Origin of the sequence: Citrobacter sp. Cpo015, from assembly GCF_030333035.1 — a bacterium.
In the GTDB taxonomy this organism is placed as follows: Bacteria; Pseudomonadota; Gammaproteobacteria; order Enterobacterales; family Enterobacteriaceae; genus Citrobacter; species Citrobacter portucalensis.
On record NZ_JAOWGS010000037.1, the window covers coordinates 757,461 to 771,724 of the forward strand.

The following is a 14,264-nucleotide window of genomic DNA, read 5'->3' on the forward strand; positions in this document are numbered from 1 at the left end:
GGACGAAAAAAATGGGTAAAGCAGTCATTGCAATTCACGGCGGCGCAGGGGCTATCACCCGTTCGCAGCTGAGCCAGGAGCAAGAGTTGCGTTATATACAGGCGCTGTCGGATATCGTTGAAACCGGCCAGCGGATGCTTGAAGACGGTCGTAGCGCACTGGATGTCGTTACCGAAGCCGTGCGCTTACTGGAAGAGTGTCCGTTGTTTAATGCCGGAATTGGCGCGGTGTATACCCGTGATGAAACCCATGAACTGGATGCCTGCGTGATGGACGGTAACACGCTTAATGCGGGAGCCGTCGCCGGAGTCAGCCATTTACGCAATCCGATTCTCGCGGCGCGCCTGGTAATGGAACACAGCCCACACGTCATGATGATCGGTGAAGGGGCTGAAAACTTTGCCATTGCGCAGGGTATTGAGCGCGTATCAGCGGATATTTTCTCGACGCCAGAACGCTACGCTCAACTACTGGCGGCGCGAACAGCGGGAGAAACGGTACTGGACCATAGCGCGAGCCCGCTGGATGAAAACAACAAAATGGGTACCGTGGGGGCGGTCGCGTTAGATATGTTTGGCAATCTGGCGGCCGCAACATCGACCGGGGGGATGACCAACAAATTACCTGGGCGGGTGGGTGACAGTCCGTTGGTCGGCGCAGGCTGTTATGCCAATAACGCAAGTGTGGCAGTCTCCTGCACCGGAACCGGGGAAGTCTTTATTCGTGCGCTGGCGGCCTATGACATTGCGGCGTTGATGGACTATGGCGGCCTGAGTTTATCCGAAGCGTGTGAACGCGTAGTGATGGAAAAATTACCGGCGCTTGGCGGCAGTGGCGGTTTAATTGCTATCGATCATGAGGGCAATGTCGCCTTGCCGTTTAATAGCGAAGGCATGTACCGCGCCTGGGGATATGCAGGCGATACGCCAACCACCGGTATTTATCGGGAAAAAGGAGATAGCGTTGCCACACAGTGATGAGCTTGATGCCAGCGACGTGCTGGCAGTCAGCAATCTGAATATTGCCTTTGAACAGGAACAGCAACGTGTCAGCGCAGTGCGTAATCTGTCATTTCGCCTGAAGCGTGGCGAAACGCTGGCGATTGTTGGTGAGTCCGGTTCAGGAAAGTCGGTAACGGCCTTGTCGCTGATGCATCTGATTGAACAAGCAGGCGGCGAGGTAAGCTGCGATGAAATGCTGCTGCGACGCCGCAACCGGCAGGTTATTGAGCTGGGTGAACAGAGCGCATCACAAATGCGTCACGTGCGCGGTGCGGATATCGCGATGATCTTCCAGGAGCCTATGACATCGCTCAATCCGGTGTTTACCGTGGGCGAGCAAATTGCTGAGTCTATACGCTTGCACCAGGGCGCCAGCCATGAAGAGGCGATGGTAGAAGCGAAGCGGATGCTCGATCAGGTGCGTATCCCCGAGGCGAAGGCGATTTTATCGCGTTATCCACACCAGCTTTCCGGCGGTATGCGCCAGCGGGTGATGATCGCCATGGCACTGTCGTGTCGCCCTGCGGTTTTAATTGCCGATGAGCCGACGACCGCGCTGGATGTCACCATTCAGGCGCAGATCCTGCAACTGATAAAAGTGTTGCAGCAGGATATGTCGATGGGAGTGATCTTCATTACCCACGATATGGGCGTTGTGGCGGATATTGCTGACCGCGTGCTGGTGATGTATCAGGGCGAGGCGGTAGAAACCGGCAGCGTTGAACAAATTTTTCACGCTCCCCAGCATCCCTATACCAAAGCGCTGTTGGCAGCCGTGCCGCAGCTTGGGGCGATGAACGGGCATGAGCTTCCGCGCCGTTTCCCGCTCATTTCATTGCACGATCCCAGTCATGTCGAACCGCAAACCGAGCAGGACACAGTGGTTGAAGGCGAGCCTATCCTACGGGTACGCAATCTGGTGACGCGTTTTCCTCTGCGCAGCGGTATTCTAAATCGCGTGACTCGCGAGGTGCATGCAGTGGAAAACGTCAGCTTTGACCTGTGGCCGGGAGAAACGCTCTCACTGGTGGGGGAGTCGGGCTGCGGGAAATCCACCACCGGGCGGGCGCTGCTGCGCCTGGTTGAGTCTCAGCGTGGGGAAATCATTTTCAACGGACAGCGTATTGATACCCTTGCTGCCAGCAAGTTGCAGCCGCTGCGTCGGGATATTCAGTTTATCTTCCAGGATCCGTATGCTTCGCTCGATCCGCGCCAGACCGTGGGATATTCCATTCTGGAGCCGCTACGGGTACATGGGTTATTGCAGGGCGATGCGGGGTCAAAACGGGTTGCATGGTTGTTGGAACGTGTAGGCTTGCTACCTGAGCATGCCTGGCGCTATCCGCACGAGTTTTCCGGCGGTCAGCGTCAGCGTATCTGTATTGCACGGGCATTGGCGCTCAATCCCAAAGTGATTATTGCCGATGAATCTGTCTCGGCGCTGGATGTTTCAATTCGTGGGCAAATCATCAACCTGATGCTCGACCTGCAGCGAGAATTGGGTATCGCATACCTGTTTATTTCCCACGATATGGCGGTAGTGGAACGGATCAGTCATCGTGTGGCGGTAATGTATCTGGGGCAGATCGTTGAGATAGGCACCCGACGGGCGGTGTTTGAAAATCCGCAACATCCGTACACTCGCAAGCTGATGGCAGCAGTTCCGGTCGCCGATCCATCCCATCACCGTCCCCAGCGCGTGCTGTTGTCGGACGATATCCCCAGCAATATTCGTAAACGTGGCGAAGAGATTTCCCCCGTATCACTCCAGTTAGTTGGTCCGGGGCATTATGTTGCGCGTCCGCTACCAGAAAATGCGCTTTCGCGTTTATAACAGGCAGGCAGGGTTTAAGGAGAATAACATGACAAAAATTGTTGCTCGAAAATGGCTGGTTGCTGTGGGAGTGGTCTCTGCACTGGCCGCATCGGCTGGCTGGGCCGCCAAAGATGTAGTGGTAGCCGTGGGGTCCAATTTCACGACGCTCGACCCCTATGACGCGAATGATACGTTGTCACAGGCGGTAGCGAAGTCGTTTTATCAGGGGTTGTTTGGCCTTGATAAAGAGATGAAACTGAAAAATGTGCTCGCGGAGAGTTATACGGTTTCTGATGATGGGCTGACCTATACCCTTAAGCTGCGCCAGGGCGTGAAGTTTCAGGATGGAACCGACTTCAATGCCGATGCGGTAAAAGCTAACCTCGATCGGGCCAGTAACCCGGAAAACCATCTGAAACGTTACAACCTGTATAAGAATATCGATAAAACCGAAGTCGTCGATCCGTCGACGGTGAAGATTACGCTGAAACAGCCGTTCTCTGCCTTTATCAATATTCTGGCGCACCCGGCAACGGCGATGATTTCTCCCGCCGCGCTGGAGAAATACGGTAAGGAGATCGGTTTCCATCCTGTGGGGACCGGGCCGTACCAGCTTGATACCTGGAATCAGACGGATTTTGTGAAGGTTAAGAAGTTCGCGGGCTACTGGCAGCAAGGGTTGCCAAAGCTGGATACGATTACCTGGCGTCCGGTGACCGACAACAACACGCGTGCGGCCATGCTGCAAACTGGGGAAGCGCAGTTTGCCTTCCCAATCCCTTACGAGCAGGCGGCGTTACTGGCGAAGAACAAAAACCTGGAACTGGTGGCCAGTCCGTCTATTATGCAGCGTTACATCAGCATGAACGTCACGCAAAAACCGTTCGACAACCCAAAAGTGCGTGAGGCGCTGAATTATGCCATCAACCGCCAGGCGCTGGTGAAAGTGGCTTTTGCTGGTTACGCGACGCCGGCAACCGGCGTTCTCCCCCCGTCGATAGCCTATGCGCAAAGCTATACGCCATGGCCATACGACCCGGCGAAAGCGCGCGAACTGCTGAAAGAAGCAGGTTATCCGAACGGTTTTACCACTACGCTATGGTCATCGCATAACCACAGTACCGCGCAGAAAGTTCTGCAATTTACCCAGCAGCAGCTGGCGCAGGTGGGCATTAAGGCTCAGGTTACAGCGATGGATGCCGGTCAGCGCGCCGCGGAAGTTGAAGGTAAAGCGCAGAAAGAGAGCGGGGTACGGATGTTCTACACCGGCTGGTCGGCGTCTACGGGTGAAGCTGACTGGGCGCTGTCACCGCTGTTTGCATCACAAAACTGGCCGCCGACACTGTTTAATACGGCGTTCTACAGCAATAAGCAGGTGGACAGTGATTTAGCGGCAGCGTTGCAAACTAACGATCCGGCGCAGAAAGCGAAGCTGTACAAAGACGCGCAGGATATTATCTGGAAAGAGTCGCCGTGGATCCCGCTGGTGGTGGAAAAACTGATTTCGGCGCACAGTACCCGGTTGACCGGGTTCTGGATTATGCCGGATACCGGATTTAGTTTTGATGATGCGGATTTAAAATAAGCTATGCATTCGGCCCCTTAGCACAGGGGCCGACGAAGGGAGCCTGATGCTTAACTATGTTTTCAAGCGCCTGCTGGGGTTGATTCCAACTCTGTTGATTGTTGCGGTGCTGGTATTTTTATTTGTTCACCTGCTACCCGGCGATCCGGCCCGGCTGATTGCCGGACCGGAAGCTGACGCCGAGGTTATTGAACTGGTGCGCAAGCAGCTGGGTCTGGACCAGCCGCTGCATGTTCAGTTCTGGCATTACATGACCAACGTGTTGCAAGGCGATTTTGGCACCTCGATGGTTTCTCGTCGCCCGGTATCTGAAGAGATAGCCAGTCGTTTTATGCCATCACTATGGCTGACTATTGCCAGTATGGCGTGGGCGGTATTGTTTGGTATGACGGCGGGGATCATTGCTGCCGTATGGCGAAATCGCTGGCCGGACAGATTAAGCATGACGCTGGCGGTCACCGGGATCTCGTTCCCGGCGTTTGCGCTTGGCATGCTGCTGATGCAGATATTCTCCGTTGAACTCGGTTGGTTGCCTACCGTGGGCGCAGACACCTGGCTTCACTACATCCTCCCGTCTATTACGCTGGGCGCGGCGGTGGCTGCGGTGTTAGCCCGATTTACTCGCGCCTCGTTTGTTGATGTGCTTAGCGAAGATTATATGCGCACCGCGCGGGCTAAAGGGGTGAGTGAAACCTGGGTGGTGTTAAAACATGGTCTGCGTAATGCGATGATCCCGGTGGTCACCATGATGGGACTACAGTTTGGCTTTTTGCTTGGTGGATCAATCGTGGTTGAGAAGGTGTTCAACTGGCCCGGGCTTGGGCGACTGTTGGTGGACTCCGTCGAAATGCGCGACTACCCGGTGATTCAGGCCGAGGTGCTGTTGTTTTCTCTGGAATTTATTCTTATTAACTTAGTGGTGGATGTGCTCTACGCTGCCATTAATCCGGCTATCAGGTACAAGTAAGGATGCGATTTTTTAACTGGCGCCGACAGGCGATTTTAAATGCGATGCCCCTTGTTAAGCCAGAGCAGATACGCACACCGTGGCATGAGTTCTGGCGTCGGTTCCGTCGACAGCACATGGCGATGGTCGCTGGGCTGTTTGTATTGCTCCTGATCGTGGTAGCGATTTTTGCCCGCTGGCTGACGCCATTTGATGCCGAGAATTACTTCGATTATGACCGTCTGAATGATGGGCCGTCGATGCTGCACTGGTTTGGCGTTGACTCACTGGGACGGGATATCTTTAGCCGCGTGCTGGTTGGGGCGCAAATCTCGCTGGCGGCAGGAGTCTTTGCCGTATTTATTGGCGCGGCGATTGGTACGGTACTGGGGCTGCTGGCGGGATACTACGAAGGCTGGTGGGATCGACTGATCATGCGAATCTGCGATGTGCTGTTCGCCTTTCCGGGGATATTGCTGGCGATAGCCGTGGTCGCCGTGCTGGGCAGCGGTATTGCTAACGTGATCATTGCCGTAGCCATTTTCTCCATTCCAGCCTTCGCGCGCCTGGTGCGTGGGAATACGCTGGTGCTGAAGCAACAGACGTTTATTGAGTCTGCGCGCAGTATTGGTGCCAGCGATGCGACCATCATCTTCAACCATATTCTGCCTGGAACGGTCTCATCGATCGTGGTCTTTTTTACCATGCGAATTGGCACGTCGATCATCTCTGCCGCAAGCCTGTCATTTCTGGGATTAGGCGCACAGCCGCCGACGCCGGAGTGGGGGGCAATGCTTAATGAAGCGCGCGCTGATATGGTGATCGCGCCGCACGTGGCGATTTTCCCGGCGGTAGCGATATTCCTGACGGTGCTGGCGTTTAACTTACTGGGAGATGGTCTGCGCGACGCGCTGGACCCGAAGATAAAAGGATAAACCGTAGGCCTGATAAGACGCTTCAGCGTCGCCATCAGGCATTGCCGGATGCGGCATAAATGCCTTATCCGGCCTACGTTGGGTTACGCTAATTAAACGCGGGTGCCCCACAGATCGTATTCATCTGCGTTTTCGACCTTCACGCGGATGATATCGCCAGGTTTCACCTTGGTTTCACCATTCAGGTATACCGCGCCGTCGATTTCTGGAGCATCAGCCATGCTACGACCAATTGCGCCTTCTTCGTCAACTTCATCAACGATAACCAGAATCTCGCGGCCCACTTTCTCTTGCAAACGTTCAGCAGAGATCTGCTGCTGCAATTGCATAAAGCGGTTCCAGCGTTCTTCTTTCACCTCTTCCGGGATTTGATCCGGCAGGTCATTAGCGCCAGCGCCTTCTACCGGGCTGTATTTAAAGCAGCCCACGCGATCCAGACGCGCTTCCTTCAGGAAGTCGAGCAACATCTGGAAGTCTTCTTCCGTTTCACCCGGGAAACCAACAATGAAAGTGGATCGCAACGTCAGTTCAGGGCAGATTTCACGCCACTGCTTGATGCGCGCCAACTGTCTGTCCACGGAGCCCGGGCGTTTCATCAGTTTAAGAATACGCGGGCTGGCATGCTGTAACGGGATGTCCAGATACGGCAGGATTTTGCCTTCCGCCATCAGCGGGATCACATCATCAACGTGCGGGTAAGGGTAGACGTAATGCAGGCGCGTCCAGATCCCCAGTTTTGATAACTGTTCGCACAGATCAACCATGCTGGTTTTGACCGGCTCGCCGTTATGGAAACCGGTACGATGCTTCACATCTACACCGTACGCAGAGGTATCCTGAGAGATTACCAGAATCTCTTTCACGCCCGCATCGACCAGACGCTTGGCTTCGCTAAGGACGTCGCCAATCGGACGGCTCACCAGATCGCCGCGCATGGATGGAATAATGCAGAACGTGCAGCGGTGGTTACAGCCCTCGGAAATCTTCAGATAGGCGTAATGGCGAGGAGTCAGCTTGACGCCCTGCTCAGGAACCAGACTCTGGAACGGGTTGTGTTTTGGTTTTGGCACATAGTGGTGAACGTGCTCCAGAACCTGTTCATAGCTATGCGGCCCGGTGATTTCCAGTACCTTCGGGTGGACTTCACGGATCTGATCGACTTTCGCGCCCAGACAGCCGGTGACGATCACCTTACCGTTCTCGTTCAGCGCTTCGCCAATTGCTTCCAGGGACTCCTGAACCGCACTGTCGATAAAGCCGCAGGTATTAACGATAACCATATCCGCGTCGTCGTAGCTTGGCACAACATCATAGCCTTCGGTACGAAGTTCGGTCAGGATGCGCTCAGAATCGACGAGGTTTTTCGGACAACCTAGTGATATAAAACCAATTTTTGCCATTTTCTTATACTGTACATTGCTCGTAATCGGGGGATTATACAGATGCCTTCACGGTACATCTATATCTGATCAGCATAAGACGGAGAGAATAAAGAGCGATACCTATAAAGAGTAGATCGGTTAGTGAAAGGTGTTTAGTGAGTCTAATTCCGGCTTTAAGTGCCGCTTCTTGGCTATAGACACTCATTATCGTAAATTTTATCTCGTCGAGCGTTACTAATGAGGTTAAATTTGAAAGATATTGTTTTGAAGTCGAAACTTGAAATGGCTAAAACTCTTTATGCTAATGGTGTGAGTTTATATTATATCTCACTTGCCACAGGCTTAAGTTGGCATGTATTAATGACAGAATTAACGTTTATCGCCAGTCATGAAAATATTCGACAAAAAGCTAACGCTCACGTACCCAAACTTTAAATAATTCACCTGTCTATTACCATCCTACAAAATTTGAAAGGTAACGTTAATATGTATATTTCGCCACTTCCAGTCGCCACGGACTCTGATTTTGATAAACTTAGAGATGATATTGCTAATAAACTTTTATTCACTATTGGCAAAGATCCCGCAATCGCCACGAAACGGGAGTGGCTTAATGCGACGTTATATGCGGTACGCGATCGGATGGTCGAGCGCTGGCACCGTTCTAATCGGGCGCAATTCTCTCAGGATGCGCGCCAGGTATATTATCTGTCGATGGAATTTTTAATTGGCCGTACTCTATCCAATGCGTTGCTCTCTTTAGGTATTTATGACGAAGTCAGAAGCGCGCTGGAGGCAATGGGGCTTGAACTGGAAGAACTGATTGACGAAGAAAACGATCCCGGGTTAGGTAATGGTGGTCTCGGTCGTCTGGCGGCCTGCTTCCTTGATTCACTGGCGACGCTTGGGTTGCCGGGATGTGGATACGGTATTCGTTATAATTACGGTATGTTCAAACAAAATATCGTTAACGGTGTACAAAAAGAGTCGCTCGATTATTGGCTGGAATACGGTAATCCCTGGGAGTTCAAACGTCATAATACGCATTATAAAGTACGTTTTGGCGGGCGTGTTCAACAGGAGGGGAATAAAACCCGCTGGCTTGAAACCGAAGATATTCTGGCCGTGGCGCATGATCAAATTATTCCAGGTTATGCGACGGACACGACTAATACGTTGCGTTTGTGGAACGTGCAGGTGAATAGCGAAGTTAATGCGGGCAAACTGAATCAGCAAGCCGACTTTGCTACTGAAGTGGAAAACAAATATCACTTCGATCGTATCTCGCGGGTTTTGTACCCGGATGATTCCACCGATGCGGGGCGTGAATTGCGTTTACGCCAGGCCTATTTCCTGGCCTCGGCGACGATTCAGGATATTCTGAGTCGTCATTATCAGTTGCACAAAACATACGACAATCTGGCCGATAAAATTGCGATTCACCTTAATGATACGCATCCGGTACTGGCGATCCCTGAGTTGATGCGTTTATTGATTGATCAGCATCAGTTTAGTTGGGATAACGCGTTTGACGTGACCTGTCAGATTTTTTCTTATACCAACCATACGTTGATGAGTGAGGCGCTGGAGATCTGGCCAGTAGAAATGCTAAGTCGAATTTTACCGCGCCATTTGCAGATTATTTTTGAGATTAACGATCGTTTTCTGAAGACCTTACAGGAACGTTATCGTAATGACAGCGATCTACTGAAACGTGTGTCGTTAATTGATGAGTCCAATGGTCGTGTGGTGCGTATGGCATGGTTGGCGGTAGTTGTCAGTCATAAGGTAAACGGCGTGTCGGCATTGCATTCAAAATTGATGACCGAATCACTGTTTGCAGACTTCGCGCGTATATTTCCCTTGCGTTTCACCAACGTAACCAATGGTGTGACTGCGCGTCGTTGGCTGGCGCTGGCGAATCCACCGCTTGCCAAAGTGCTGGACGAAAATATCGGTGACAGCTGGCGGACTAAATTAATGCAGTTGGGCGAGCTGAAGCAGTTTATAGATTATCCGTCGGTGAATGAGGCTGTGCATCGTGCGAAACGTGAAAATAAGCAGCGGCTGGCGCACCATATTGCCACCCACTATGGCGTGGTGGTGAATCCTGATGCGCTGTTTGATGTGCAGGTGAAACGCATCCACGAGTACAAGCGGCAACTCATGAATGTGCTCCACGTTATTACACGCTATAACCGGATTAAAGCCGCGCCGGATGCCAACTGGGTACCGCGAGTGAATATCTTTGCCGGAAAAGCGGCCTCCTCTTATCACATGGCAAAACAAATTATTCGCTTGATTAACGATGTGGCGCAGTTAGTCAATAACGATCCGCTGATTGGCGGCAAACTGAAAGTAGTATTTATTCCGGATTACAGCGTCAGTCTCGCTCAGCTAATTATTCCGGCAGCCGATCTGTCAGAGCAAATTTCCTTGGCCGGGACGGAAGCCTCCGGGACCAGCAATATGAAATTCGGTATGAATGGTGCGCTCACTATCGGTACGCTCGACGGTGCGAATATCGAAATGCGCGAATACGTTGGGGAAGATAACATCTTTATCTTTGGCAATACGGCTAATCAGGTTGAAACTCTGCGACGTGATGGCTGTGACCCGAGGCACATCTTTGAAAAGGATGAGGAACTTCATCAGGTGCTGACGCAAATCGGTACAGGGGTGTTCAGTCCGCAGGAGCCAGGGCGTTATAGAGACGTGTTGGATTCATTGATTAACTTCGGCGACTACTATCAGGTATTGGCAGATTATCGCAGCTATGTAGATTGTCAGGATGCGGTGGACGAGTTGTATCGTACTCCCCGGGAGTGGACGACAAAAACCATGCATAATATTGCTAACATGGGGTATTTCTCGTCGGACAGAACGGTTCAGGAATATGCCGACCATATCTGGCGCATAGCAAAAATTCGCGTGTAGCCAGTATTTCTAACGCTCAGCCTCTCTGGTTTTCATAACAGGGAGGCTGTTTGCAAATCAGCCAGAATAGCTGAGAGGATTTTGTGGGTATTGCTTTCTTTGCGCGATGAGGCAAACACGCTAAATTGCGGCAAGGGAAACGGAGTGTTTATTTTTTTTAGTCCATACAGTTGAGCGTGTGTTTCAAATACCTTTTCCGGGATCACCCCTAAACAATGGGTATTGGACACAATCGTCAGAATCGCCGTAAACGATGAGGTAAGCAGGCAGCGTTCTCCGGTTCTGAATTTTTTATCCACAATACTGCGATGATAAATGATTTTCTCATTCTTAGTATTGTAACCGACCAGGTTAGCGTTTCTGAATTGCGCTTCACTGATGGTGTTACCATATAAAGAATTATTCTGCGAGGCCGCCAGTACCAGGCGCATATCGCATATTTTCTGGCATGAAAGACTTGCTGACTCTACGGCAAAGGTAGAAAAAACGGCATCTGCCTGACGCATATTCAGCAGTTCAATAATACTCTGTTCATTCAGGTCGGCGGTAAGGTGCAGGAGGCTGATATCGGCGTCAGTCTCGATTATTCTGGCGGTGACATCTGGAATAACGATAGGGGAAATAAAAGATTCCGTATAAAGCGTTAACCTTTTTTTGGCGGCAGGCGTGGAAAGCGGCATCAGCGTTGATAGCTTATCGATAATTGGGATTGTATTATCATACAGTTCATCAGAATAGACCGTCGGTAACAGTGCATTCCCGCTACGGACAAACAGATTATCACCCATCATTTCGCGCAGTTTTCTTAATGACTGGCTGACGGCGGAAGGTGAGATGTTCAGCATGTCAGCGACTCTGGAAATGCTACCCACGCTATAGATCAAACAGAAAATGGTCAGCAGATTGAGATCTATTTTTGATAGTGTGCGTATTTTTTCTGCATCATTTGCTTTCGACATAGACCCCTCATCATCAACACCATGGCAGTAACCACATCAGGTATAGCAAAAAAAGTCAGGCGAGTCAGACACAGAGCGCCTTCGATAAGCGTACAGAATGAAGTTGTAACATTGTAAATTATGTTAATCAATTGGGCTTTATTGATGTAGGACATCTATTTGTTCAAAAAACAACCATACTATTAAGTTGCACCATAGTTGGAAAGAGGAGGAACAAAGTATGGTTGTTGACAGACTGAGAACCGATCTTCTCAACAAATTGATAAACGCCCGTATCGAACTTGCCGCTTATCTGCAGTTGAGAAAAGCGAAAGGCTACATGTCAGTTAGCGAGAGCGATCGCCTGCGTGATGTTTTTTTTGCACTGAATCGCGAATTGCACGAGCAATCACAGCTTCACGGTATGCATCTTGATCAGGAAGAGTGGAATGCCCTTCATCGTGCTGAAGGGGCGTTAGCCGCCGCCGCTGTTTGTCTTATGAGTGGACATCACGATTGTCCAACGTTTATCGCCGTTAACGCAGAGAAACTGGAAAACTGCCTGACAACGCTGACGCTAAGTATCCAGAGTTTGCAATCTTACCCAACGCTGGAACACGTCTGAATCAGGGGGAGGGCGCTCCCCCTTTTCGTCAAGGTTATGTAAATGTAGCGGGATAATTCCCCTTGCTGGCTACGCTTTATGCAGAGCCATTAAGGAGGTGTTATGCGTCGACTCTTTCTCTGTGCTATTCCACTTGCGCTATTTTCCACTTATGCCGCCGCGGTAAAAGTGGAAGTGCTGCAAACTAAACTCGATCACCCATGGTCACTGGCTTTTTTACCCGATAACCGCGGTATGCTCATTACGCTCAAAGGTGGACAGCTTCGACTCTGGCAGCCTGAGAAAGGGCTTTCCGACCCGCTGACCGGCGTACCCAAAGTTTGGGCAAATGGTCAGGGAGGACTGCTTGATGTGGCGTTAGCACCGGATTTTGCACAATCTCGCCGGGTATGGCTAAGCTTCGCTGAAGCCGACCGCGAAGGCAAAGCGGGCACCGCGGTAGGCTACGGGCGATTGAGTGACGATCTCAAACAACTGCAAGGATTTCAGACCGTTTTTCGCCAACAGCCTAAGCTTTCCACCGGGAACCATTTTGGTGGACGTCTGGTTTTTGATGGTAACGGTTATCTGTTTATTGGCCTGGGGGAGAATAATCAACGCGCTACCGCCCAGGACCTGGATAAATTGCAGGGTAAATTAGTCCGACTGACCGACGAGGGAAAAATTCCGCCGGATAATCCGTTTGTGAACATGGCGGGAGCGCGGGCAGAGATTTGGTCGTATGGCATCCGCAACCCGCAGGGGATGGCGATGAATCCGTGGAGTGATGTGCTGTGGCTCAATGAGCATGGTCCACGCGGAGGCGATGAAATCAATATCCCCGAGAAAGGGAAAAACTACGGCTGGCCTATCGCGACCTGGGGTGTTAACTACAGTGGTTTGAAAATTCCCGAAGCAAAAGGTCAAATTGTTGCAGGCACGGAACAACCCATCTTTTACTGGGAAAAGTCGCCGGCGGTTAGTGGAATGGCTTTTTACAATAGCGATACCTTCCCGCAGTGGCGGCAGAAGTTGTTCATCGGCGCGTTGAAAGATAAAGAAGTGATCGTGCTGAGCGTTAAGGGGAATACGGTCACTGAGGATGGTCGTCTGTTGCAGGAAAGGGGGCAGCGGATCCGTGATGTGCGCGTCGGACCAGACGGTTATTTGTACGTGCTAACCGACGAGTCCGACGGGGAATTACTGAAAGTGAGTCCCTGATTTGGTTAGCTGACCGGGATCATCACGATTTTTTGAAACGCCGGTCGCTCAGTCAGTTGTTGATACCAGCGTTCCAGATGCGGGCGCGGGGTCCAGCTCAGACCAACGTTGAACAGGTTATAGATGAACGGTGCAACAGCGATATCCGCTGTGCCAAATTCAGCCCCGGAGAACCATGGCTGGTCTGCCAGCGCGTTATCCAGAATGGCAAACAGGTTATCGCAAACTTGCTTACTTGCCTCAATGGCCGCCATATCGCGCTGATCGGCAGGTGTTCTGACCAGACCAAATAAGATAACCCGATGCGCAGGGCTTAGCGTCTGATTTGCCCAGTCCATCCATTTTTCACCGACGGCGCGCGCGGCCGGGGCGTCAATCCACAAACGTTTTTGTCCGTACTGAGCGGCCAGATAGCGGACAATGGTATTGGATTCCCACAATACAACGTCCGTTTCATCATCGCGTAGCAGCGGGACCAGTCCGTTCGGGTTCAGTGCCAGATAGTCGGCATCGCGGTTACCGCCATGCTGCCCGCCCGCCAGAATTTGGTTATACGGCAGTTCCAGTTCCTCGAGCGTCCACAATACTTTTTTTACGTTGGTCGAGTTATTGCGACCCCACAGTGTAATCATAGTAACCCCGCAAATTAATTGAGCAGCTTTATGGCTGCAGATGCCATCTGACTAGCTCACATGGTGGGGTAAACCTAATATTTACGCAACAAAGTCTAAAAAAATCGTGCCAGGAGCAGCGCAGCGCGGCGTTATTGCATAAACTTTAAAAACTTTACCAACTTACGGTTTCTTTAAGCTCGTTAGTGCGTTATTACTCACCGCACTTATTTTACACGTCATCCATCAGACTTTTTCTGCATGGGTTGGTCGAGGTCGCTTGGCCGG

At 51.4% G+C, this 14,264-nt stretch carries 12 protein-coding genes; 9 read left to right on the forward strand and 3 right to left on the reverse strand.

What is annotated here, in order from left to right:
• Positions 1 to 11: 11 nt before the first annotated feature.
• The 5 genes from iaaA to gsiD are packed head-to-tail and all read left to right on the forward strand — an operon-like array spanning position 12 to position 6,283.
• Positions 12 to 977: a beta-aspartyl-peptidase gene (iaaA, locus tag OGY67_RS19310; protein WP_060682495.1), complete on the forward strand. Its 966-nt coding sequence runs from the start codon at positions 12 to 14 to the stop codon at positions 975 to 977.
• Positions 964 to 2,835 carry a glutathione ABC transporter ATP-binding protein GsiA gene (gene gsiA, locus OGY67_RS19315; protein WP_057067350.1) on the forward strand — a complete coding sequence of 624 codons (1,872 nt, stop codon included), beginning with the start codon at positions 964 to 966 and terminating at the stop codon, positions 2,833 to 2,835. The genes iaaA and gsiA overlap by 14 nt, the downstream gene beginning before the upstream one ends.
• A 28-nt stretch (positions 2,836 to 2,863) precedes the next feature.
• Complete coding sequence (gene gsiB / locus OGY67_RS19320) at positions 2,864 to 4,402, forward strand: glutathione ABC transporter substrate-binding protein GsiB (RefSeq protein WP_286574384.1); 1,539 nt, start codon at positions 2,864 to 2,866, stop codon at positions 4,400 to 4,402.
• Positions 4,403 to 4,448: 46 nt separating this feature from the next.
• A complete protein-coding gene (gene gsiC, locus OGY67_RS19325; RefSeq protein ID WP_032942797.1) occupies positions 4,449 to 5,369 on the forward strand; it encodes a glutathione ABC transporter permease GsiC in 921 nt (306 codons plus the stop codon).
• Positions 5,370 to 5,371: 2 nt separating this feature from the next.
• Positions 5,372 to 6,283, forward strand: coding sequence for a glutathione ABC transporter permease GsiD (gsiD, locus tag OGY67_RS19330; RefSeq protein ID WP_032942798.1), 912 nt, complete (start codon positions 5,372 to 5,374; stop codon positions 6,281 to 6,283).
• 92 nt (positions 6,284 to 6,375) lie between these two features.
• Here the strand turns inward: gsiD and rimO are convergent, their stop codons facing one another.
• Complete coding sequence (gene rimO, locus OGY67_RS19335) at positions 6,376 to 7,683, reverse strand: 30S ribosomal protein S12 methylthiotransferase RimO (RefSeq protein WP_003831616.1); 1,308 nt, start codon at positions 7,681 to 7,683, stop codon at positions 6,376 to 6,378.
• Between the two features lie 231 nt (positions 7,684 to 7,914).
• Between rimO and OGY67_RS19340 the strand changes: the two genes are divergently transcribed.
• Together OGY67_RS19340 and glgP are read left to right on the forward strand one after the other, a co-directional pair.
• A complete protein-coding gene (locus OGY67_RS19340; protein ID WP_239497869.1) occupies positions 7,915 to 8,100 on the forward strand; it encodes a glycine cleavage system protein T in 186 nt (61 codons plus the stop codon).
• A gap of 51 nt (positions 8,101 to 8,151) precedes the next feature.
• Entirely contained in the window at positions 8,152 to 10,602 is a 2,451-nt protein-coding gene (gene glgP / locus OGY67_RS19345) for a glycogen phosphorylase (protein WP_286574385.1), read from the forward strand.
• 32 nt (positions 10,603 to 10,634) lie between these two features.
• On the opposite strand, the gene OGY67_RS19350 is transcribed toward glgP, so the two are convergent.
• The gene (locus OGY67_RS19350; protein WP_286574386.1) at positions 10,635 to 11,561 is read right to left on the reverse strand and encodes a LysR family transcriptional regulator; all 927 of its coding nucleotides are present in this window, start codon (positions 11,559 to 11,561) and stop codon (positions 10,635 to 10,637) included.
• Positions 11,562 to 11,781: 220 nt separating this feature from the next.
• Here OGY67_RS19350 and bssR point away from each other — a divergent pair, with 220 nt between their 5' ends.
• A complete protein-coding gene (bssR, locus tag OGY67_RS19355) occupies positions 11,782 to 12,165 on the forward strand; it encodes a biofilm formation regulator BssR (RefSeq protein WP_008784229.1) in 384 nt (127 codons plus the stop codon).
• 102 nt (positions 12,166 to 12,267) lie between these two features.
• Complete coding sequence (locus OGY67_RS19360; protein ID WP_153753443.1) at positions 12,268 to 13,365, forward strand: PQQ-dependent sugar dehydrogenase; 1,098 nt, start codon at positions 12,268 to 12,270, stop codon at positions 13,363 to 13,365.
• Between the two features lie 5 nt (positions 13,366 to 13,370).
• Here OGY67_RS19360 and OGY67_RS19365 read toward each other — a convergent pair whose 3' ends face one another.
• Positions 13,371 to 13,997: a glutathione S-transferase family protein gene (locus OGY67_RS19365; protein WP_003831628.1), complete on the reverse strand. Its 627-nt coding sequence runs from the start codon at positions 13,995 to 13,997 to the stop codon at positions 13,371 to 13,373.
• Positions 13,998 to 14,264 lie beyond the last annotated feature (267 nt).